Annotated in this window: 15 protein-coding genes and 3 pseudogenes; 11 read left to right on the top strand and 7 right to left on the bottom strand. The window is 61.3% G+C overall.

Features of this window, described 5'->3' with window-relative positions:
* Window positions 1-37: 37 nt before the first annotated feature.
* From JBE38_RS12915 to JBE38_RS12905, 3 genes and pseudogenes are all read right to left on the bottom strand, one after another.
* A pseudogene (locus tag JBE38_RS12915) lies at window positions 38-268 on the bottom strand (BCCT family transporter); the annotation flags it as partial.
* 81 nt (window positions 269-349) lie between these two features.
* A pseudogene (locus tag JBE38_RS12910) lies at window positions 350-580 on the bottom strand (BCCT family transporter); the annotation flags it as partial.
* Between the two features lie 81 nt (window positions 581-661).
* The gene (locus JBE38_RS12905) at window positions 662-2,596 is read right to left on the bottom strand and encodes a BCCT family transporter (RefSeq protein ID WP_235594017.1); all 1,935 of its coding nucleotides are present in this window, start codon (window positions 2,594-2,596) and stop codon (window positions 662-664) included.
* Between the two features lie 390 nt (window positions 2,597-2,986).
* Here JBE38_RS12905 and betI point away from each other — a divergent pair, with 390 nt between their 5' ends.
* From betI to yccS, 10 genes and pseudogenes are all read left to right on the top strand, one after another.
* The gene (gene betI, locus JBE38_RS12900; protein ID WP_060753387.1) at window positions 2,987-3,580 is read left to right on the top strand and encodes a transcriptional regulator BetI; all 594 of its coding nucleotides are present in this window, start codon (window positions 2,987-2,989) and stop codon (window positions 3,578-3,580) included.
* Between the two features lie 110 nt (window positions 3,581-3,690).
* Window positions 3,691-5,163: a betaine-aldehyde dehydrogenase gene (betB, locus tag JBE38_RS12895; protein ID WP_090368320.1), complete on the top strand. Its 1,473-nt coding sequence runs from the start codon at window positions 3,691-3,693 to the stop codon at window positions 5,161-5,163.
* Window positions 5,164-5,324: 161 nt separating this feature from the next.
* Window positions 5,325-7,028 carry a choline dehydrogenase gene (gene betA / locus JBE38_RS12890; RefSeq protein WP_161548682.1) on the top strand — a complete coding sequence of 568 codons (1,704 nt, stop codon included), beginning with the start codon at window positions 5,325-5,327 and terminating at the stop codon, window positions 7,026-7,028.
* 221 nt (window positions 7,029-7,249) lie between these two features.
* Window positions 7,250-8,692 carry a TldD/PmbA family protein gene (locus tag JBE38_RS12885; protein ID WP_205344410.1) on the top strand — a complete coding sequence of 481 codons (1,443 nt, stop codon included), beginning with the start codon at window positions 7,250-7,252 and terminating at the stop codon, window positions 8,690-8,692.
* Window positions 8,692-10,008, top strand: coding sequence for a TldD/PmbA family protein (locus JBE38_RS12880; protein ID WP_205344409.1), 1,317 nt, complete (start codon window positions 8,692-8,694; stop codon window positions 10,006-10,008). Before JBE38_RS12885 ends, JBE38_RS12880 begins: the two co-directional genes overlap by 1 nt.
* Before the next feature lie 223 nt (window positions 10,009-10,231).
* Window positions 10,232-11,080 (top strand): alpha/beta fold hydrolase, encoded by an 849-nt coding sequence (locus JBE38_RS12875; protein WP_090368311.1) that lies wholly within the window; start codon window positions 10,232-10,234, stop codon window positions 11,078-11,080.
* 35 nt (window positions 11,081-11,115) lie between these two features.
* Window positions 11,116-12,543 (top strand): multidrug transporter subunit MdtD, encoded by a 1,428-nt coding sequence (gene mdtD / locus JBE38_RS12870; protein ID WP_090368309.1) that lies wholly within the window; start codon window positions 11,116-11,118, stop codon window positions 12,541-12,543.
* A gap of 130 nt (window positions 12,544-12,673) precedes the next feature.
* Window positions 12,674-14,011 carry an ATP-dependent RNA helicase DbpA gene (gene dbpA / locus JBE38_RS12865; RefSeq protein ID WP_232966058.1) on the top strand — a complete coding sequence of 446 codons (1,338 nt, stop codon included), beginning with the start codon at window positions 12,674-12,676 and terminating at the stop codon, window positions 14,009-14,011.
* A gap of 131 nt (window positions 14,012-14,142) precedes the next feature.
* Entirely contained in the window at window positions 14,143-15,321 is a 1,179-nt protein-coding gene (locus JBE38_RS12860) for an NAD(P)/FAD-dependent oxidoreductase (RefSeq protein WP_205344408.1), read from the top strand.
* Window positions 15,322-15,550: 229 nt separating this feature from the next.
* Window positions 15,551-17,753 (top strand): annotated as a pseudogene (gene yccS / locus JBE38_RS12855) (YccS family putative transporter); the annotation flags it as partial.
* A gap of 54 nt (window positions 17,754-17,807) precedes the next feature.
* Here yccS and JBE38_RS12850 read toward each other — a convergent pair.
* On the bottom strand, window positions 17,808-18,545 hold the full coding sequence (locus JBE38_RS12850) for a substrate-binding periplasmic protein (protein WP_104994897.1): 738 nt from the start codon (window positions 18,543-18,545) through the stop codon (window positions 17,808-17,810).
* A gap of 198 nt (window positions 18,546-18,743) precedes the next feature.
* Between JBE38_RS12850 and JBE38_RS12845 the strand changes: the two genes are divergently transcribed.
* Window positions 18,744-19,196: a GNAT family N-acetyltransferase gene (locus JBE38_RS12845; protein ID WP_060753677.1), complete on the top strand. Its 453-nt coding sequence runs from the start codon at window positions 18,744-18,746 to the stop codon at window positions 19,194-19,196.
* A 104-nt stretch (window positions 19,197-19,300) separates the two neighbouring features.
* Here the strand turns inward: JBE38_RS12845 and JBE38_RS12840 are convergent, their stop codons facing one another.
* From JBE38_RS12840 to JBE38_RS12830, 3 genes are read right to left on the bottom strand one after another with little or no spacing between them, the layout of a single operon-like run.
* Window positions 19,301-19,597 (bottom strand): winged helix-turn-helix domain-containing protein, encoded by a 297-nt coding sequence (locus tag JBE38_RS12840; protein ID WP_205344406.1) that lies wholly within the window; start codon window positions 19,595-19,597, stop codon window positions 19,301-19,303.
* Between the two features lie 19 nt (window positions 19,598-19,616).
* Complete coding sequence (locus tag JBE38_RS12835; protein WP_060753399.1) at window positions 19,617-20,117, bottom strand: M48 metallopeptidase family protein; 501 nt, start codon at window positions 20,115-20,117, stop codon at window positions 19,617-19,619.
* A 42-nt stretch (window positions 20,118-20,159) separates the two neighbouring features.
* Window positions 20,160-22,265 (bottom strand): putative bifunctional diguanylate cyclase/phosphodiesterase, encoded by a 2,106-nt coding sequence (locus tag JBE38_RS12830; protein ID WP_205344405.1) that lies wholly within the window; start codon window positions 22,263-22,265, stop codon window positions 20,160-20,162.
* Window positions 22,266-22,348 lie beyond the last annotated feature (83 nt).

The following is a 22,348-nucleotide window of genomic DNA, read 5'->3' as shown; positions in this document are numbered from 1 at the left end:
CATTCCCACGCGGAGCGTGGGAACGAGCATTCAGCGGCTAGCTGTAGACACGGCCAAGGAGTTGCCGATGGCTTTCAAACTGGTCGAGCACATCCCGGGTGATCTGCTCCTGGGTGAAGCCCATCAGGTCGTATTCCTGAGGCCCGTTGTGCAGGTAGACCTCAGCCCGGTAGTAACGCGTGCGCTCTTCCTCGGGCAGGTCGCTCGGTGCTGCCCTCCACCATCTGATCGTTCCCACGCTCTGCGTGGGAATGTAGCCATCGACGCTCCGCGTCTGCTCTTAAAAGCCGTGACGCGGAGCATCACAGGATGCATTCCCACGCGGAGCGTGGGAACGAGCATTCAGCGGCTAGCTGTAGACACGGCCAAGGAGTTGCCGATGGCTTTCAAACTGGTCGAGCACATCCCGGGTGATCTGCTCCTGGGTGAAGCCCATCAGGTCGTATTCCTGAGGCCCGTTGTGCAGGTAGACCTCAGCCCGGTAGTAACGCGTGCGCTCTTCCTCGGGCAGGTCGCTCGGTGCTGCCCTCCACCATCTGATCGTTCCCACGCTCTGCGTGGGAATGTAGCCATCGACGCTCCGCGTCTGCTCTTAAAAGCCGTGACGCGGAGCATCACAGGATGCATTCCCACGCGGAGCGTGGGAACGAGCATTCAGCGGCTAGCTGTAGACACGGCCAAGGAGTTGCCGATGGCTTTCAAACTGGTCGAGCACATCCCGAGTGATCTGCTCCTGGGTGAAGCCCATCAGGTCGTATTCCTGAGGCCCGTTGTGCAGGTAGACCTCAGCCCGGTAGTAACGCGTGCGCTCTTCCTCGGGCAGGTCGCTCGGTGCCGACGAGTAAGCATCCAGGCTCACTTCATAGACAAACGGATTGCCCTCCGCCATCTCGATACGCACACCGATGCAGCGCTTGGACTTGCCCAACAAGGTCTGCACTTCCAGCCCCTGATCGCGCAGCGCCGTCGCCGCTTCTTCCAGCGCAGGTGTCACGTGCTTGTCCATGAAGCGTTGCACGGTGCCCTGGCTCGGTTGCAGGTCCAGTGCAGTCAAACGCTCGCTGAAACCACGACGGCCACGTTCGGCCAATTGCGCCTGCTCCTGTTCGATGGCCACATCCTGGCGCATGGCCTTGTGCAAACCGAACATGAAGAACACCAGCACCACCGAGAACGGCAGCCCCGCCAGCACCACCATGGTTTGCATGGCTTCGAAGTTACCGGCAAACAGCAAGCCGATGGTCACCAGGGTAATCACCGCCGACCAGAAGATACGCAGCCAGTGCGGCGCATCTTCGTCCACGTTGCCGCCTTTGCAGGAAAGGTTGGCCATCATCACCGCGCCGGAATCCGCCGGGGTCAGGAACAGCACAAACCCCACAAAGATCGACACACCGATGACGACTTTCGACGCCGGGTAATGCTCAAGCAGTTGGTAGATGGCCATGGACGGCTGTTCCAGCGCCGTCTTGCCCAACTCCACCGCGCCGTGGTTGAGCACCAGGTCCAGGGCCGAGTTACCGAAGATCGACAACCACGCCAGGGTGAAGCCCAGCGGAATCAGCAGCACGCCGGCCACCAGCTCACGCACGGTGCGACCACGGGAAATACGCGCGATGAACATGCCCACGAATGGCGCCCAGGAAATCCACCAGGCCCAGTAGAACAGGGTCCACAGGCCCATCCAGCGCTCGGTCTTGTCGGCGTCACCCTCATACACGTACAGGTCGAAGGTTTTCAGCACCAGGCCGTTCATGTAGTCGCCGATGTTCTGCACGAAACCGTTGAGCAGGTGCAGGGTCGGGCCGAACAACAACACAAAGATCAGCAGGCCGCTGAACAGCATGATGTTGAGGTTGGACAAGCGGCGAATACCGTTCTCCACACCCGACACCGCCGCAATGGTCGCCACCGTGCTCATCACGATGATCACGATCAACAGGTTGGTGTTGTTGTGTTCCATGCCGAACAGGTTTTCCAGCCCAGACGACACCTGCATCGCACCAATCCCCAGGTTCGTCACCAGGCCCAGCAGGGTCACGAACATGCCGAAACCGTCCACCGCGTGGCCGGCCGCACCTTTCACCCAACGCTCGCCCACCAGCGGATACAAGGCCGAACGCAAGGCCAGCGGCTGGTTATGACGGTACGCAAAGTACGCCACGGCCAAGCCGACCAGCGCGTAGATCGCCCAGCCATGCAGGCCCCAGTGCAGGAAGGTCAGTTGCAGTGCCTGGCGCGCCGCACTGTTGCTGGCAGCGGCGCCTTCGGGCGGGTTGAAGTAGTGGTCCAACGGTTCCGAAGCGCCGAAGTACAACAGCGAGATACCGATGCCCGACGAGAACAACATGCCGGCCCAGGCGCCGTAGCTGAAGTCCGGGGTGTCGTCCTTGCTGCCCAGTTTCAACTTGCCGTAGGACGAAAACGCCAGCCCCACCACAAATACCAGGTAGGCGGCGATGACGACCATGTAGTACCAGCCGAAGCTTTTGGAAAGCCACGCCTGGGCTACGCCGAGCATGCGCCCGGCCTCCTGCGGGGCGATGATCAGAATGGCAGTCAGCAAAAGAATCAGCACGGTAGAGGTGTAGAACACCCAACCGTTGACCCGCACCTTTTCCGGTGGGGTCTTTATAAGAGAGGCAGAACTCATGGCGCAGATGCTCCGGGCAGTGCGAAAGAGAAACACAAGGCAACGGTTATCCCGGGACATCGATTTTTCGGCAGTCGACGGACGGGTGTTATAAAGACACCCCGAAAATTCTTGTACCCCGCCGAAGCAGTGGCCAAGCCCTGTCACGGCCTGTTTCAAGGGTTTTTGCAGGTGTCAGATGTCGCGGCTCGCAGGTAGGAAATATCTGTAGGCAGCGACCATTTGTCGCAGATCTTATTCTTTGTTGATTGAACGTTCAATCAAAACAAAATAGACTGGCCTTCAAGCCGACGGACGTCTGACGTCCGCCGCAGGCCTAACGAGAGGTGCTACATGCCCAAGGTCGGTATGCAACCCATACGCCGCCAGCAGTTGATCGAAGCCACGTTGACGGCCATCGATCAGGTCGGAATGGGGGATGCCAGCATTGCGTTGATCGCCCGTTTGGCCGGCGTTTCGAACGGCATCATCAGTCACTACTTTCAGGACAAGAACGGCCTGATCGCCGCAACGATGCGGTACTTGATGAATGCGCTGATCGAGAACGTCCACGAACGCAGACGTGCCCTGAAGGATGACAGCCCACGGGCGCACCTTCAGGTGATCATCGAAGGCAACTTCGACGCCAGCCAGGTCAACGGCCCGGCAATGAAAACCTGGTTGGCCTTCTGGGCAGCCAGCATGCACCACCCGTCATTGCACAGGTTGCAGCGGATCAACGATCAACGTCTGTATTCCAACCTGTGCTGCCAGTTTCGCCGAGTGCTGCCGCTGCCGCGTGCACGCAAAGCAGCCCGAGGCCTGGCGGCCCTGATCGACGGTTTGTGGTTGCGCGGCGCCCTGTCGGGAGACGCTTTCGACACGGAGCAGGCGCAACGGATCGCGTACGAATACATGGATTTCCAATTGGCCAAGCAGGTGAGTTAGAGCACACATAACCGCTCAACCCCTGAACCGCTTCCGGTCAGTGCCGCCAGCACCTTGTGGCTCACTGTTTGGAGGTTAACGCCAACCACTTATGCACTTGCGAGGACTTTATGGCCCGTTTCGAACTGCAAAAACTCTACATTGACGGCGGCTACACCGACGCTGGCAGCGATGCCACTTTCGAAGCCATCAACCCGGCTAACGGTGAAGTTCTCGCCAAAGTGCAACGTGCGACGAAAGAAGACGTTGAACGCGCCGTGGTCAGCGCCGAAAAAGGCCAGAAGATCTGGGCTGCCATGACCGCCATGGAGCGCTCGCGCATCCTGCGTCGTGCCGTCGACATCCTGCGCGAGCGCAACGACGAGTTGGCCGAGCTGGAAACCCTGGACACCGGTAAAGCCTTGTCCGAAACCAAATACGTCGACATCGTCACCGGCGCCGACGTGCTGGAATACTACGCGGGCCTGGTGCCGGCCATCGAAGGCGAGCAAATCCCGCTGCGCGACACGGCGTTCGTCTACACCCGCCGCGAGCCGCTGGGCGTAGTGGCCGGTATCGGCGCGTGGAACTACCCGATCCAGATCGCCCTGTGGAAATCCGCACCCGCCCTGGCTGCGGGTAACGCGATGATCTTCAAGCCAAGCGAAGTCACTTCGCTGACCACCCTGAAACTGGCCGAGATCTACACCGAAGCCGGCGTTCCGGCGGGCGTGTTCAACGTGCTGACCGGCAGCGGCCGTGAAGTCGGCACCTGGCTGACCGAGCACCCGCGCATCGAGAAAGTCTCGTTCACCGGCGGCACCGACACCGGCAAGAAAGTCATGGCCAGCGCTTCGAGCTCTTCGCTCAAAGACGTGACCATGGAACTGGGCGGCAAGTCGCCGCTGATCATCTTCGACGACGCCGACCTCGACCGCGCCGCCGACACTGCGATGATGGCCAACTTCTACAGCTCCGGCCAGGTCTGCACCAACGGCACTCGCGTGTTCGTGCCCAAACACCTGCAAGCGGCGTTCGAAGCCAAGATCGTCGAGCGTGTTGCGCGCATTCGCGTGGGCAACCCGCAAGATGACAACACCAACTTCGGCCCGCTGGTCAGCTTTGCGCACATGGAAAGCGTGCTGGGCTACATCGCCAAAGGCAAAGAAGAAGGCGCCCGCCTGCTGTGCGGCGGCGACCGCCTGACTGACGGCGAATTCGCCAAAGGCGCCTTCGTGGCCCCGACCGTGTTCACCGACTGCACCGACGACATGACTATCGTGCGCGAAGAAATCTTCGGCCCGGTGATGAGCATCCTCACCTACGAAACCGAAGAAGAAGTGATCCGCCGCGCCAACGACACCGACTTCGGCCTGGCTGCCGGCCTGGTCACCAAAGACCTGAACCGCGCCCACCGTGTGATTCATCAGTTGGAAGCGGGCATCTGCTGGATCAACGCCTGGGGCGAATCCGACGCGAAGATGCCGGTCGGCGGCTACAAGCAATCCGGTGTGGGTCGTGAGAACGGCATCAGCTCGCTGAACAACTTCACCCGCATCAAATCGGTACAGGTTGAGCTGGGCGACTACGTCTCGGTGTTCTGACAGCCCGAGACTTGTGTTGCCTTTGAGGCCGCCATCGGGAGCAAGCCCCCTCCCACACTGACTGTGTTCACATGTTCAGATGTGTGAATGCAGTCAAATGTGGGAGGGGGCTCGCCCCCGATGAGGCCCCCGCTGACCCAACTCCAAAAGAGGGTGCATTCATGTCCCAAGAATACGATTACATCATTGTGGGTGCCGGTTCCGCCGGCAACACCCTGGCGACCCGTCTGACCGAAGACGAAGGCGTCACCGTTCTGCTGCTGGAAGCCGGCGGCCCTGACTACCGCTTCGACTTCCGCACGCAAATGCCTGCGGCGCTGGCGTTCCCGCTGCAAGGCCGCCGCTACAATTGGGCCTACGAAACCGACCCGGAACCACACATGGACGGCCGGCGCATGGAATGTGGTCGCGGCAAGGGCCTGGGTGGCTCTTCCCTGATCAACGGCATGTGCTACATCCGTGGTAACGCGATGGACTACGACGGCTGGGCGAAACTGCCGGGCCTGGAAGACTGGACCTACCTCGACTGCCTGCCGTATTTCCGCAAAGCGGAAACCCGCGACATCGGCCCCAACGACTGGCACGGCGGCGATGGCCCGGTCAGCGTGACCACGCCCAAGCCCGGCAACAACCCGCTGTTCCACGCCATGGTTGAAGCCGGCGTGCAGGCCGGTTACCCGCGCACCGAAGACTTGAACGGCTACCAGCAAGAAGGTTTCGGCCCGATGGACCGTACCGTCACGCCCAAGGGCCGTCGCGCCAGCACCGCACGCGGTTACCTGGACACCGCCAAGAAGCGCTCGACGCTGACCATCGTCACCCACGCCCTCACCGACAAAGTGCTGTTCGAAGGCAAGCGTGCGGTTGGCGTGCGTTACTTGATCGGCGCGGCTGAAGAGCGCGTCGAAGCCCGTGCGCGCAAAGAAGTCATCGTGTGCAGCGGCGCAATCGCTTCGCCGCAACTGCTGCAACGCTCCGGTGTTGGCCCGGCCAAGCTGCTGGAAAGCCTCGATATCCCGGTGGTCCACGACCTGCCAGGCGTCGGCGAAAACCTGCAGGACCACCTGGAGCTGTACCTGCAATATGCATGCACCCAGCCCGTGTCGCTGTACCCGTCGCTGCTCTGGTACAACCAGCCGGCCATCGGTGCCGAGTGGCTGTTCAACGGCACCGGCATCGGCGCCAGCAACCAGTTCGAAGCGGGCGGTTTCATCCGTACCCGTGAAGAATTCGAATGGCCGAACATCCAGTACCACTTCCTGCCGGTGGCGATTAACTACAACGGCAGTAACGGTGTGAAAGAGCACGGTTTCCAGGCACACATGGGCTCCATGCGTTCGCCAAGCCGGGGTCGCATCCAGTTGAAGTCGAAGAACCCAAGGGACTACCCGAGCATTCTCTTCAACTACATGGCCACCGAACAGGACTGGCAGGAGTTCCGCGACGGCATCCGCCTGACCCGTGAAATCATGGCGCAACCGGCCCTGGACCCCTACCGTGGCCGCGAAATCAGCCCGGGCATCGAAGTGCAAACCGATGAGCAACTGGACAAGTTCATCCGTGAGCATGCCGAAACCGCGTTCCACCCGTCCTGCTCGTGCAAGATGGGCACCGACGACATGGCGGTAGTGGATGGCCAGGGCCGCGTGCATGGCATGCAAGGCCTGCGTGTGGTCGATGCGTCGATCATGCCGATCATCACCACCGGCAACCTGAACGCGCCGACGATCATGATCGCCGAGAAAATCGCCGACAAGATCCGTGGCCGCCAGCCACTGCCGCGCAGCACCGCCGACTACTATGTCGCCGGCGATGCGCCGGTGCGTGGCAAGCCGTTGCGTGAAGTGGGCCAGACGGCGCAGTAACTGATAAACCGCAGCGCTCCCATCGGGAGCAAGCCCCCTCCCACACTACGGTGTTCACACGTTCAGATGTGTGAATGCAGTCAAATGTGGGAGGGGGCTTGCCCCCGATGAGGCCCGCCCAGACAAGACACGCCCCCCGCCCTACACTTTCCTTGATCAGCTCCCAGCCCAGGCCTACTCTGTTCGCCTGCCCGCGCCGAGCCGCCCACAAGGAAGGCCCCATGTTCGACCACCACGCCACACTCAAAAAACATTTCAGTGCCCTGCGCACCACCGCCGAATTCTTTTCGCTGCGCTACGTGCGCGAATCCGGCCAATACTTGTCAGTGCGCAAAAACGTCGCCGAACCGCCCCACCTGAGGCACGACGAAGGCGCCATGCTGACCGTGCGTCTCAATGGCGTGGAAGCCTATGCCGCGACCAACGATATTTCCCTGGCCGGCCTGCAAGCGGCCCTCCAACGCGCCGAACAGCAAGCCCGCCTGATCAAGCCCCACGCCCTGCTCGACCTGCGCGACCAAGCCGTCTCCAGCGCCGTCGCCGACTACCTGTCCCCCGACCTTGACCAGCCCTTCCCGTCCTTGAGCGACTGCTACCAACTGCTGGGTAACGAGTCGGCCGCCGTGCCCAAGGACGAGCGCCTGGTCAGTTGGGACGTGAGCCTGGGCCTGACCCGCGTCGAGCAGATCTACCTCAACAGCGCGGGCGCCGAATTGCGCCAGGCGCAGCGCTTTGTATTCCCCGGCGTCAATGTCACCGCCTACGACGGCAACGACAGCCAGACCCGCACCTTCGGCGGCAGCAACTTCGGCCAGCAAGGCGGGTTCGAGGTGATCAGCCGCTTCGGCCTGGTCGGCGCCGCGCCGCGCATCGCCGATGAAGCCCTGCAACTGCTGGCCGCGCCAAACACGCCCAGCGGCGCGCGTGACCTGCTGTTGATGCCCGACCAGATGATCCTGCAAATCCACGAATCCATCGGCCACCCGCTGGAGCTGGACCGCATCCTGGGCGATGAACGCAATTACGCCGGCACCAGTTTCGTCAAAGCCAGCGACTTCGGCCAGCTGCAGTACGGCTCACCGCTGCTCAACGTGACCTTCGACCCTGATATTCCCGAACAACTCGCCAGCTACGGCCATGACGACGAGGGCACGCCGGCCCGCAAACAATTCCTGATCCGCGAAGGGCTGTTGCTCAAGCCGCTGGGCGGAGCGTTGTCGCAATTCCGCTCGGGCCTGGGCGGCGTGGCCAACAGTCGCGCCAGCAGTTGGAACCGTCCACCGATCGATCGCATGGCCAACTTGAATATCGAAGCGGGCGACAAGAGCCTCGCACAACTGATCGGCGGCATCGAAAACGGCATTCTCATGTCGACCAACCGCTCCTGGTCCATCGACGATGCGCGCAATAAATTCCAGTTCGGCTGCGAATGGGGCCAGTTGATCGAAAACGGCGAGCTCAAGGGCGTGGTGAAAAACCCCAACTACCGAGCGATTTCCGCACAGTTCTGGCGCAACCTCAGCGCCGTCGGCGACGCCAGCACCTTCAAGGTCCTGGGGACGCCAAACTGCGGCAAAGGCGAACCCAACCAGGTGATCCGCGTGGGCCATGCCTCGCCCGCCTGTGTGTTCAGTCATATCGATGTATTTGGGGGAGATGCCTGATGACCGACTTCAAGGCACTGGTGCAATGGCTCAAGCAGGCCATCACCGACAAGGAACAATTTCACCTGGGCTATGCGGATGAAGCGTCCGAGTTCGTACGCTTCAACCACGCGCAGGTGCGCCAGGCCGGGCAGGTGCAACAAGCCAGCCTCAACCTGAAGCTGATCAACGATGGCCGCCACGCCGACCTGGGCATCACCCTGTCCGGTGAGCCTGCGCTGGACCGCCAACGCCTGGCCGACGGCCTGCAGCAACTGCGTGAAACCTTGCCGTTGCTGCCGCGGGACCCCTACCTGTTGCTGAACCACAATGCCTGGCAGAGCCACAATGAACAGGCGCGACCACTGCCGGAACTGGCCCAGGTATTGGAAGCGATCGGCCAGGCCGCTGACGGTGTCGACCTGGTCGGTTTCTACGCCGCCGGCCCCATCAGCCGGGGTTTCGCCAGTTCGGACGGGGCCTTTGGCTGGCACCGTGCCAACAGCTTCAACTTCGATTTCAGCCTGTTCCATGCCAATGGTGAAGCGGTGAAAGCCAGCTACGCCGGGCATACATGGAACAGCGAAGAGTTCGCCGCACGGTTGCAGCAGGCACGCCGGCAATTGGAATTTCTCGGCCGTCCGCTGCACACACTGGCCCCTGGGCAATACCGTGCCTACCTCGCGCCGGCGGCGCTGGAAGAGATCATCAGCATCATCACTTGGGGCGGGTTCTCCGCCCAGGCCATCGCCAGCAAAGGCAGTTCGCTGCAAAAGCTGTATGCCGGTGAACAGGCGCTGAGCCCGTTGATCAAGCTCGATGAGCAGGTCAGCGGGTCCCTCAGCCAGGCGTTTTCCACCGAAGGCTACCCCCGTGGCGATGTCACGCTGATCAACCAAGGCAAGGCAGAAGGCCAACTGATCAACTCGCGCAGCGCCGCCGAATATGGCCTGAGCACCAACGGCGCGAGCAGTGACGAATCCCCGAGCGCCTTGCAAATGGCGGCGGGCGACCTGGCCCATGCCGATATTCTCAAGCAGCTGGGCACAGGGCTGTATATCAGCAACCTGTGGTACCTGAACTACTCCGACCTGCCGGCCGCACGCCTGACCGGCATGACCCGCTTCGCCACGTTCTGGGTCGAAGACGGCGAAATCAAGGCGCCGGTCAGCACCATGCGCTTTGATGACAGTGTGTACAACCTGCTCGGTTCACAGCTGGAAGCGCTGACCGCCGAGCGGGAATTGCTGCTGTCGCCGAGCACTTACGACCGACGCAACACGGCCTCCAACTTGTTGCCGGGGGCCTTGGTCAAACGCCTGACCCTGACCCTCTGAACACAGCAGTGTGAGGGGGGCTTGCTCCCTCCCACACTGCTTTGTGCAGATTTCAAATACTCCAGCTCGCCCCCTTCCTACCGTAAATTCTCATCTTCCGCTTGTTCCTGCGTGCTCTGTTGTCGCCTGCAAAAAACCTCGTTATAAGGGTTAGTGGCATCCCGCCACTCTCCCCCAACGAGAGCACGACCTTGCCCGGGATAGGGCAAGCTGGAGCGTTGACATGGACCATGGAAGTTTTGTCATACAAAAGCTGTTCAAGCACTACAACGTTCACGTTGAACGGCTGGGTAACCATCCGCAAAAAAACACCGTGCTCATGGTCAATGGAGCACTGTCCACCACGCGGTCCTTTGCGCGAACCAGTAAATGCCTGGCCGAGCATTTCAACGTGCTGCTGTTTGACTTGCCCTTTTCGGGTTACTCCCGCGAGCACAATATCGACCTCGACCTGGTGACCAAGGACGATGAAGTGCAAATACTGCGCGCGCTGGTGGAGCGCTTTGAGGTCAACCATCTGGTCTCGGCCTCCTGGGGCGGCATCTCCACGCTGTTGACCCTGGCGCACAATCCGCCGTCGATCAAAAGCTCGGTGGTGATGGCCCTGGCGCCCCACCTCAATCAGGCCATGCTCGACTATGTGGAACGCGTACGCGTGCTGATCGAGGCCGATGACAAATCCGCCGTCGGCCATCTGCTCAACGAGACTGTCGGCCAATACCTGTCGCCGCGCCTCAAGCGCAATAACCATCGACACCTGTCGAGCATGGCCACCACCGAGTATCGCCAGGCGCGCTTTCACATTCATCAGGTGCTGGCCCTGGGCGACGGCAACTACCTGCCGGCGCTCAGGCAGATTGAAACACCAGTGCACTTCCTCAACGGCGCCCTGGACGAATACACCCCCGCCGCCGAGGCACAGCTGTTCAAGCACTATGTGGGGCGCAGCAGCTTTGCCGTGGCCGAACACACGGGCCACTTGCTGGATCTGGAGTCCAACGAAGCGGCTGCGGCGGTGCACCGTGAACTGCTGGATTTCCTGGTGGGAAAAGGCGCGACGAATGGCGCATAATTGCCGACACGTAGCCAGCTAACAAAAGGGTTCACATGCCGAATCGCGCCCCTCTCGATGCCAAGACCGCCCGCTGGCTACCCTGGGTGGTAGCGATTGCCTTCTTCATGCAGTCGCTGGATGGGACGATTCTCAACACGGCACTGCCGGCCATGGCCCGGGACCTCGCGGAAAACCCGCTGCGCATGCAAGGGGTGGTGATTGCCTACATGCTCACCGTCGCCTTGCTGATCCCGGCATCGGGCTGGATCGCCGATCGTTTCGGCACCAAGAAAATCTTCTTCGGCGCGATCATGTTGTTCAGTATCGGCTCGCTGCTGTGCGCCCTGTCGAGCAGCTTGACCATGCTCGTCGGCGCGCGCGTGATCCAGGGCCTGGGCGGCGCCTTGATGCTGCCGGTCGGGCGGTTGGTGGTGCTACGTGCCTACCCTCGTTCGGAGCTGGTGCGCATCATGGGCTTCATTACCATCCCCGGCCTGCTCGGCCCGCTGCTTGGCCCGACCATGGGCGGCTGGATGGTGCAATACCTGACCTGGCACTGGATCTTCCTGATCAACCTGCCGGTAGGGATGATCGGCTGCTACGCCGTCTGGAAACTCATCCCCGACCTGCGCGGCAGCGAGCGCACACGCTTCGACGGCATCGGCTTTCTTCTGTTTGGCGCGGCAATGGTGCTGATCACCATCGCCATGGAGGGCCTGGGCGAACTGCACTTGCCGCATCTGCGGGTAATGTTGCTACTGTTTGGCGGGCTGGCGTGCCTGGCGGCGTATTGGCTGCGCGCCGGGCATCTGGATAACCCGCTGTTTTCGCCGATGCTGTTCAAGACTCGCACCTTCGCCGTGGGCATCCTCGGCAACCTGTTTGCACGCTTGGGCAGCGGCGCCCTGCCGTTCCTGGTGCCGTTGCTGCTGCAGGTGGCGCTGGGGTATTCGCCGTCGGAAGCCGGCATGAGCATGCTGCCGCTGGCGGCGGCGGCGATGTTCGCAAAATCCATCGCCCGCGTACTGATCGAACGCCTCGGCTACCGCGTGGTGCTGACCGGCAACACCTTGTTCCTCGGCATCATGCTGGCGAGCATGGGCCTGGTCAGCGAGCACACGCCCTACCCATTGCTGCTGTGCATGCTCGCGGTACTGGGGGCGATCAATTCCCTGCAATTCACCGCGATGAACACCGTCACCCTGATCGACCTCGACGACGCCCAGGCCAGCAGCGGCAACAGCTTGCTATCGGTGGTCGCGCAATTGTCCCTCAGCCTCGGCGTGGCCTGTGCCGGTGCGTTGCTCGGCGGCTTTACCGCCCAAACCGGCAATGACGGCGTGGAAAGCGTGCTCGGCGCGTTCCAACTGACCTTTCTCACCGTGGGCATCATGGCGATGCTGGCGGCGGCGATCTTCCTGCAATTGTCGCCAACGGACGGTAAACGCGTGGTCAGCCGCGAACACGACATCGAGCATTAACCGGCTTCTCGTCTAGAACTTGCGGGGAAATTCCTTTGAGACTGGTACACTGCGCGACATTTTGTTTTGCAGAGCCAGTCCCGTGACTACCATCGCCACCGCTTTTAATACTTTGCCCCTGTCCGCCGCCATGCTGGCTAACCTCGACTCGCTGGGTTATGTCGAGATGACGCAGATCCAGGCGCAGAGCTTGCCGGTGATCCTCAAAGGGCTGGACCTGATTGCCCAGGCCAAGACCGGCAGCGGCAAGACCGCCGCGTTCGGCATCGGCCTGTTGAACCCGATCAACCCGCGCTACTTCGGCTGCCAGGCCCTGGTGATGTGCCCGACCCGTGAGCTGGCTGACCAGGTCGCCAAGGAAATCCGCCGCCTGGCCCGCGCTGAAGACAACATCAAGGTGCTGACCTTGTGCGGCGGCGTGTCCCTGGGCCCGCAGATCGCCTCCCTGGAACACGGCGCCCACGTCATCGTCGGCACCCCGGGCCGCATCCAGCAGCACCTGCGCAAAGGTTCGTTGGTACTGGACGGCTTGAACACGCTGATCCTCGACGAAGCCGACCGTATGCTCGACATGGGCTTCTACGACGCCATCGAAGACATCATCAGCAAAACCCCGCCGCGCCGCCAGACCTTGCTGTTCTCGGCCACCTACCCGGTGAGCATCAAGCAGTTGGCGTCCAAGTTCATGCGGGCGCCGCAACAGGTGAAAGCCGAGGCGTTCCACTCCGACGACCAGATCGAACAGCGTTTCTATGAGATCTCGCCAGAAGAGCGCATGGACGCGGTAACCAAGGTGCTGGCGCATTTCCGCCCGGCCTCGTGCGTGGCGTTCTGCTTTACCAAGCAGCAAGTGCAGGAAACCGTGGACCACCTGACCGCCAAGGGCATTTCCGCCGTCGGCCTGCATGGCGACCTGGAACAGCGCGACCGTGACCAGGTGCTGGCGATGTTCGCCAACCGCAGCACGTCGGTACTGGTTGCCACCGACGTCGCCGCCCGTGGCCTGGACATTGACTCGCTGGATATGGTGATCAACGTCGAACTGGCCCGCGACTCGGAAATCCACATCCACCGTGTAGGCCGTACCGGCCGCGCCGGTGAGACCGGCATCGCGATCAGCCTGGTGGCGCCCTCCGAAGCACACCGCGCCCAAGCCATCGAACAGTTGCAGAAAACCCCGCTGAACTGGGACCAACTGGACAACCTCAAGCCACAAAGCGGTGGCCCGCTGCTGCCGCAGATGAGCACCCTGTGCATCGCCGCCGGCCGCAAAGACAAAGTGCGTCCAGGCGACATCCTCGGTGCATTGACCGGTGAAGCCGGCATCCCGGGTGCCCAGGTCGGCAAGATCGCGATCTTCGACTTCCAGGCATTCGTGGCGGTGGAGCGCGGGATCGCCAAGCAGGCGCTGCAGCGTTTGAATAACGGCAAGATCAAAGGCCGTTCGTTGCGCGTGCGCATCCTCTGACAGGATCGCTCCCACGCTCTGCGTGGGAAAGCATCCCGTGACGCTCTGCGTCACCCTGCGGACGCAGAGCGTCCATTGCGGCATTCCCACGCAGAGCGTGGGAACGATCTGATAAACATGAGGACACCGTTTTGCGCTCGACCGAAGTTGTGATCATTGGCGCCGGCGCCGCAGGCTTGATGTGCGCGCTGACTGCCGCCGGGCGTGGGCGCAAGGTGATGTTGGTCGACCATGCGAACAAGGCCGGCAAGAAGATCCTGATGTCGGGCGGTGGCCGCTGCAATTTCACCAACCTGTACACCGAGCCGGCCAACTTCCTCTCGCACAACGCGCACTTCTGCAAGTCCGCCCTGGCCCGCTATACCCAATGGGACTTTATCGGGCTGGTGGCCAAGCACGGCGTGCCGTACCACGAAAAGAAACTCGGCCAGCTGTTCTGCGACAACAAGTCCAGCGACATCCTCGGCATGCTGCTCGATGAATGCCTCCAGAACGGTGTGCACCTGCACCTGGACACCTCCATCCAGGAGATCGCCAAGGTCGACGGTGGCTATCAATTGCAGACCACCCTGGGCGAGCTGCGCTGCGAATCCCTGGTGATCGCCACCGGAGGCCTGTCGATCCCGACCCTGGGTGCTACCGGTTTTGGTTATCAGGTCGCCAGGCAATTTGGCCACGAACTGCTGCCGACCCGCGCAGGTCTTGTGCCCTTCACCATTACCGACCAGCTCAAGGAACTGTGCGGCGAGTTGTCCGGCACCTCCGTGGACTGCCTGGTCAGCTGCAACGGCCAGAGCTTTCGCGAAAACATCCTGTTCACTCACCGCGGCCTGAGCGGCCCGGCGATTTTGCAGATTTCTTCGTACTGGGAGTCCGGCGACACCGTCGAGATCAACCTGCTGCCCGATCATGACGCCCACAGCTGGCTGCAACAGCAACAGGTCGAGCATCCCAACAGCGAGTTGAAAACCCTGCTCGGCGACATCTTCACCAAGAAGATGGCCAACCTGCTGGCGCAAAGCTGGTTCGTGTCCAAGCCGATGAAGCAGTACACCCACGCCGAAATCGCCGAGATCGCGCAAAAGCTGTCGAGCTGGCAGTTGGTGCCGGCCGGCACCGAGGGCTATCGCACCGCTGAGGTGACGCTGGGCGGGGTGGATACGCGGGAAGTGTCGTCCAAGACCATGGAATCGCTGAAAAGCCCAGGGCTCTACTTCATCGGGGAAGTGCTGGATGTGACCGGTCACCTGGGCGGGTTCAACTTCCAGTGGGCCTGGGCGTCAGGCTACGCCGCTGCACAATACGCCTGACGAAACCGGATCAAAAAATGTGGGAGGGGGCTTGCTCCCGATAGCGGTGGATCAGCCAGCTTATCTGCCGCTGCCCCACCGCTATCGGGAGCAAGCCCCCTCCCACCCCGATCGCATATTGAAAATGGCGGGCGGGAATATATTTTGCTGTCGGATGTGATCGCCACGCTTGCCGTGGCGTCATTACTGGCTCAATTTAGCGGCATCGTCCCGGAAGACTCCAGACTTCATGTCATCGACCTCGTTCAAGCAGTCCATGCGGCGCCTGTGGGCGCTGGATAAATTCAGTTACAGCGTACGGGTATTCATCGCCCTCACCGGCAGCATGGCGCTGTGCTGGTATCAGGATGAAATGACGCTGCTGATCCCGTTGTTCCTGGGGATTATCGCCAGCGCCCTGGCCGAGACCGATGACAGTTGGCAAGGCCGCCTCAATGCCCTGGCGGTGACGCTGGTGTGTTTCAGCATCGCGGCACTGTCGGTGGAGCTGCTGTTTCCCTACCCCTGGATCTTCGCGATAGCCCTGGCCCTGGCCAGTTTCGGCCTGACCATGCTCGGGGCGCTGGGTGAACGTTATGGGGCGATTGCCTCGGCGACGCTGATTCTGTCGGTGTACACCATGATCGGCGTGGACCAGCGCGGTGGCGCGGTCACCGATTTCTGGCATGAGCCCCTGCTGCTGGTAGCGGGTGCAGCCTGGTATGGCGTGCTGTCGGTAGTGTGGCAGGCACTGTTTTCCAACCAGCCGGTACAGCAGAGCCTGGCGCGGTTGTTCCGCGAGCTGGGACGCTACCTTAAACTGAAGTCGTCGCTGTTCGAGCCCATCCGCCAGTTGGACGTGGAAGCGCGCCGCCTGGAACTGGCCCAGCAAAATGGCCGGGTGGTCGCGGCGCTGAATGCGGCGAAGGAAATCATCCTGCACCGCGTGGGCAATGGTCGGCCAGGCTCGAAAGTCAGCCGCTACTTGAAGCTGTACTTCCTCGCCCAGGACATTCACGAACGCGCCAGTTCATCCCATTATCCCTACAACGCCCTGGCCGAAGCCTTCTTCCACAGCGACGTGCTGTTCCGTTGCCAGCGCCTGCTGCGTCAGCAAGGCAAAGCCTGCCAGACCCTCGCCGAGTCAATCCAGCTACGCCAGCCGTTCATCTATGACGACAGCTTCGCCGAAGCCCTGGGCGACTTGAACGCGTCCCTGGAGCATCTGCGCATCCAGAGCAACCCGGCCTGGCGCGGCCTGCTGCGCTCGCTGCGGGCCTTGGCGGCCAACCTGTCCACGCTCGACCGCCTGCTGAGCGACGCCAGCAACCCCGACGCCCTGGCCGACGCCACCGACAGCAGCCTGCTTGACCGCTCGCCGCGCAACCTCAAGGAAATGTGGACGCGCCTGCGCACCCAGCTGACGCCGACGTCGTTGTTGTTTCGCCACGCGTTGCGCCTGCCGCTGGCACTGAGCATCGGCTACGGCATGGTGCATTTGATTCACCCGTCCCAGGGTTACTGGATCATCCTCACTACCTTGTTCGTCTGCCAGCCCAACTACGGCGCGACGCGGCGCAAACTCGGCCAGCGGATCATCGGCACCGCCATCGGCCTCACCGTGGCCTGGGCCTTGTTCGACCTGTTCCCAAGCCCGCTGGTGCAGTCGATGTTCGCCATCGCCGCCGGCCTGGTGTTCTTTATCAACCGCACCACCCGCTACACCCTGGCCACGGCGGCGATCACCCTGATGGTGCTGTTCTGCTTCAACCAGGTCGGCGATGGCTACGGGCTGTTCCTGCCGCGTCTGTTCGACACCTTGCTCGGCAGCGTGATCGCGGGCCTGGCAGTGTTCCTGTTCCTGCCGGACTGGCAAGGCCGGCGCCTGAACAAAGTGCTGGCCAACACCCTGACCTGCAACAGCATCTACCTGCGCCAGATCATGCAGCAATACGCCGCCGGCAAGAGCGACGACCTGGCCTACCGCCTGGCCCGGCGCAATGCACACAACGCCGATGCAGCGCTGTCCACGACCCTGGCGAACATGCTGATGGAGCCGGGGCACTTCCGTAAGGAGGCAGACGTGGGCTTTCGCTTCCTGGTGTTGTCCCACACCCTGCTCAGCTATTTATCGGGGCTGGGCGCGCACCGCGAAACCCAACTGCCGGCCGAAGCGCGTGAACATTTGATCGAGGGCGCCGGCAATACCCTGGCGGCAAGCATCGATGAAATCGCCACGGGGCTGGCCAACAAGCAGCCCATTGCGATTCAAAGCGATGCCGAGGAAGCGATGGCCGCGGAGCTGGAGCAGATGCCGGATGAGATCGATGAAGGGCAGCGCCTGGTGCAGACGCAGTTGGCGTTGATCTGTCGGCAGTTGGGGCCGTTGCGCACATTGGCTGCACACTTGATCAAAGACACCGGCGCAGCTTAGGCCGCTTCGGGGGCAAGCCCCCTCCCACAGGGGACTGCATTCCAAAGGCAGGACGATAAGGCCAGAAAGAACGCTACATCCCATGCTCTTTCATTAACCGGTCATAACTACCGTCGGCCTTCATCTTGGCGATCTCCCGATCGAAGCCGGCAACGATCTGCGCATGCTCCGGGTTCTTCAGGCTGACGAGAATATGCAGGCTGTTCTCACTCAGCGGCTTGGGCAGGAACTCCACCGAATTGCGCACCCGCGGCGACTCCCGCGCCAGGTAGTAGCGGGCCACATACTCATCTTCCAGCGTCAGCCTCACCCGCTGTGCAGCGAGCATGCGCACGGCCATGGCGAAGTTATGCACCGGTATTTTCTGTAACTGTGCATCCTGATCGAACGCTGGCGAATAGGCATACCCGCGCACGACAGCAATAGGTTCGTCGTGCAACTGCTCCAGGTTCTGATAGTCGATCGGGTCATCGCCACGTTTAATGAAACGCACCCGGTTGAGCAGGTACTCGGCGGAGAACTGCCCGAACTGCGTGCGGGCATCGTCGTACCAGGCATTGATCAGCACGTCGTAGCGCCCCTCACTGACCCCCATCAGCGCGCGCGCCCAGGGCACCTGCTCGAAATCGCTGGCGTAGCCGGCGCGGGCCAACGCAGTGCTGACAATATCGGTGGCCAACCCACCGTTGACCAGCGTGATATCGGTAAACGGTGGCCAGGCGTCCGCGACCAGACGCAGGCGTTGCGCGAGCGCCGGTTGGGCCAGCAACAGCACTGCAATCAAAGCAACGGCACGATAACTTCGCAGCATGCTCAAAGTCCTTGGCGGGCACGTGATGGCTTTATAACAGTAGCTCATCAATGAGCTTGTATTGCAGATTACACAAAGAAGTCAGCGGCGAGCGCAGAGAATGATGGCAAATTGACGCCATTCACAAAAATGCACGACTTAGACAGCAAGCGCCGTCGCGCTTACTATCCTCTCCAGGCATTTCCAAGAGCACATATGATGACGATTGAATGGGTCTGCAAGCATCACGACGATTTGGGCAAAGAGCAGCTCTACGCCATCCTGCGCCTGCGCTGCGAGGTGTTTGTCGTGGAGCAGCGGTGCGCTTACCAGGACATCGACGGGCAGGACCTGTCCGGCGATACCCACCACCTGATGGCCTGGAAAGAGAATGAACTGGTGGCCTACCTGCGCTTGCTGGACCCGGAGTCCCAGGGCGGCGACGTGGTGATTGGCCGGGTCATCGTGGCACCCTCGGCGCGCGGCAGCGGCCTGGGGCACCGGATGATGGAGGAGACGCTCAAGCACATTGCAGAAATCTGGCCCGAGATGCCGATCTTTCTCTCAGCCCAGGCGCATTTGCAGGAATATTACGGGCGGTATGGGTTTGTGGTGGCGGGTGAGGAATACCTGGAGGACGATATTCCACATATTGGTATGCGGCGCGCTTGAGGACCTCATCGGGGGCAAGCCCCTCCCACATTTTGACAGTGTGAACCCAATCCAGTGTGGGAGGGGGCTTGCCCCCGATTGCGTCAGCCCTATCACCGCATCCCTCAGGGGTAACCCAACACCTGCTTGATCGACACCAGATTCCCTTCGATCCATTGGCGATCAATCGCGCCCCAGCTGCGAATCCGATAGTGCCCGGCATGGTTGCGCGCACCGTCTTGCTGCTCGAACTCACACACGATATCCAGGTCGGCCAGCGCCGCAATCGTGTCCTGCGCGGTGCGCCTGGGCATGCCGGTGACGTCAGTCAGTGCCGGGACAGTGCTGGCCTGCTGGCTGTCGATCAAATACGCCACGTACAGGCGGCGGTAAAAGCTGCTTTTGGTCTTGCTCACATCCATAGTCAATCGCCTTGTGCGGTCAGGGCTTGCCCTGCAGGTCGCGATACGTGAGGTACACCCGCAGGTCGAATTCCACCTGATGGTAGCCCGGCATCATGTAGTCGCAGAGTTTATAGAACGCCTTGTTGTGGTCCGATTCCTTGAAGTGCGCCAGCTCATGCACCACGATCATGCGCAGAAATTCCGGTGCCGCCTCCTTGAACAACGCGGCAATACGGATCTCTTTCTTGGCTTTGAGATTGCCGCCCTGCACTCGGGAAATGGTGGTGTGCAAGCCCAAGGCGCGATGGGTCAGGTCCAGGCGGTTATCGAACAGTACCTTGTCGATGGCCGGGGCGTTGCGCAGGTGTTCCTGCTTGAGCGCCAGCGCATACGCGTACAACGCCTTATCGCTCTGCACCGCGTGGCGCTCGGGGTAACGCTGCTCCAGGTAGGCGCCCAACTGGTCGTTGGCGATCAATTGGCGCACCTGCTCCTGGAGCGCGGCGGGATAGGCCTGGAGGTATTTCAACGCGGTCATGGGATCTGCAACGGGGCTCGAAAGGCCACCAGTGTAGCGAATTCACAGCTGACGGGGGTGAGACCAGACGCCAACCTCCTCGGCGAGCAATGGTTGCGCCGCCAATGGGCCCTGGATAAACAGGCAACCATGAGTTTTAAGCCACAGGGCCTGCTCCGATGTCTCCACGCCCTCGGCGATGACCAACACATCGAAATGCTCGCACAGCTGGATAATGCTGCGCGCCATCGCCGCGTCCCGTGTCGAGCCCGGCAGGCGAGCTACCAGTTGCGGGTCCAGCTTGAGCGTATCGAACTCCAGGTCACGCAGATGGGCCAAGGAACAGCGACCCGAGCCGAAATCATCCAGGGCAATGCGCACACCGATCTGGCGCAGTAACTTGAGTTGCTTGGTGGAGTCTTGAAGGTTGTTCATCAGGCAGTCTTCACTGATCTCGACCTCCAACTGCCGCGCCTTCAAGCCATGCTGCTCCAGTACCTGCTGCAGTTGGTTCGCGAGGTTAGGCATATTGAACTGGCTGCTGCTGAGGCTGACACTCAACACCAGCTCGCTATCGAAAATGCCTTGCCAGGCTTCGCGCTGAACCGCGACCTCCTGGTAGATCCAGGTACTCAGTTGGCTGATCAGGCGAGCCTCTTCCAGCAACGGTAGAAACAGCCCCGGCGGCACGTCGCCGACGCTCGGGTGCTGCCAGCGCAACAGGGCCTCGAAGCCACGCAAACGCCCATCCTCCAACGACACCTGCGGCTGGAACACCAAGGTGAACTCTTTGTTCTGGATAGCCGTGCGCACACTGTCTTCGAGCATCAGCCGTGAGCGCGCGCGGCCGTTCATGTCTTTATCGTAGTAACGATACTGCTGGCGGCCGGCGCGCTTGGCTTCGTACATGGCGATATCCGCCGCTCGCAGCAGGCCGCTCAGGTCGGCACCGCAATCCGGGTACGTCGCAATCCCGATGCAGGCCCCGAGCATCACATCCAAGCCGTCGACGTGTTGGCTGACAGACACGCGCTCGATCAGTTTTTCCGAGATTTTCGCCGCTTGTTCCGGAAATTCCAATTCCAACAACGCGGTGAACTCATCCCCGCCCATGCGTCCGAGAATGTCATAGGAACGCAGACACGCCTGCATCTGTTCCGAGACCCAACGCAGTACACGGTCACCGGCGTCATGCCCCAAGGTATCGTTGACCCGCTTGAACCCGTCGAGGTCCAGGTACAGCAATACCAGTGATTGATCACTGCGCTCGCTGCGCGCCAGGGTGCTTTCCACCGCCTGCTGGAAACCGCGCCGGTTCAACAGTCCGGTCAACGGATCGGTGACGGCCTGGAACTCCAACTGTTGATGCAGATGGCGCACCTCCGACATGTCGAGCACCGTCACCACCATGGCCTTCTGCTCAGCGGGCAGAGGCGCGCAAGACAAGGCCACCGGCACTTGCTGGCCGCGACGGGTGCGCAAGATCGCGTCGTGCTGGCGCCACGTTTCGCCTTTGCGATACGCCTCGTACATCGGGAAACCCAACCAGGCAGGCACGTGAGGCTTTTGCAGGAAACTCAGGAAACTTTCGCCCTGCAACTCAGCCATCGTAGCGTTGAGCAAGCGTGAAATCGCCGGGTTGGCATACTGGATGACGCTGCCCTCACCCACCACCAAAATACCCTCGGCAGCGTTGTCCAGCACCGAGGCATTGAAGGCACGGGCAGCCTCCAGTTCCAGGCTAAGGCGCTGCAAGGAGCGCCGGTTACGCTGGTGCTCCAACAGTGCCTGCACTTTGGGCTTGAGGATATTCGGGTCAAAGGGTTTGAACAGGTAATCGATGGCACCACTGGCATAGCCTTCCTGCACTGCGTCGGGCGATTGGGCATGGGCGGTGAGGAAGATGATCGGGGTCATTCGTGTACGCTGGCTGCCGCGCATCAGGCGCGCCACCTCAAAACCATCCATGCCGGGCATGCGCACGTCCAGCAATACCAGATCGATTTCGTGGGCCAGCAATAATTCGAGGGCTTCCAGGCCGGAAGCGGCGGTTATCACTCGCCAATCTTCGCGCTGCAACAATGCACGCATGCTGATGAGATTTTCCGGGTAGTCGTCGACCACCAAAAGAACCGAACTGCCATCGCCGTGGTGTGGAGCACAATCCATGCTACTTCTCTTCCTTGAAGGGCTGCACCGGTCACTTCTAAGACTAAAACCGGACAAACACTGAGGTCTCACTCTAGACCCGG

It is taken from the genome of Pseudomonas sp. ICBG1301, assembly GCF_016918385.1.
Lineage (GTDB): Bacteria > Pseudomonadota > Gammaproteobacteria > Pseudomonadales > Pseudomonadaceae > Aquipseudomonas > Aquipseudomonas palleroniana.
The sequence above is the reverse complement of the archived record's forward strand: the minus strand, read 5'-3'. Positions and strand labels throughout refer to the sequence as shown.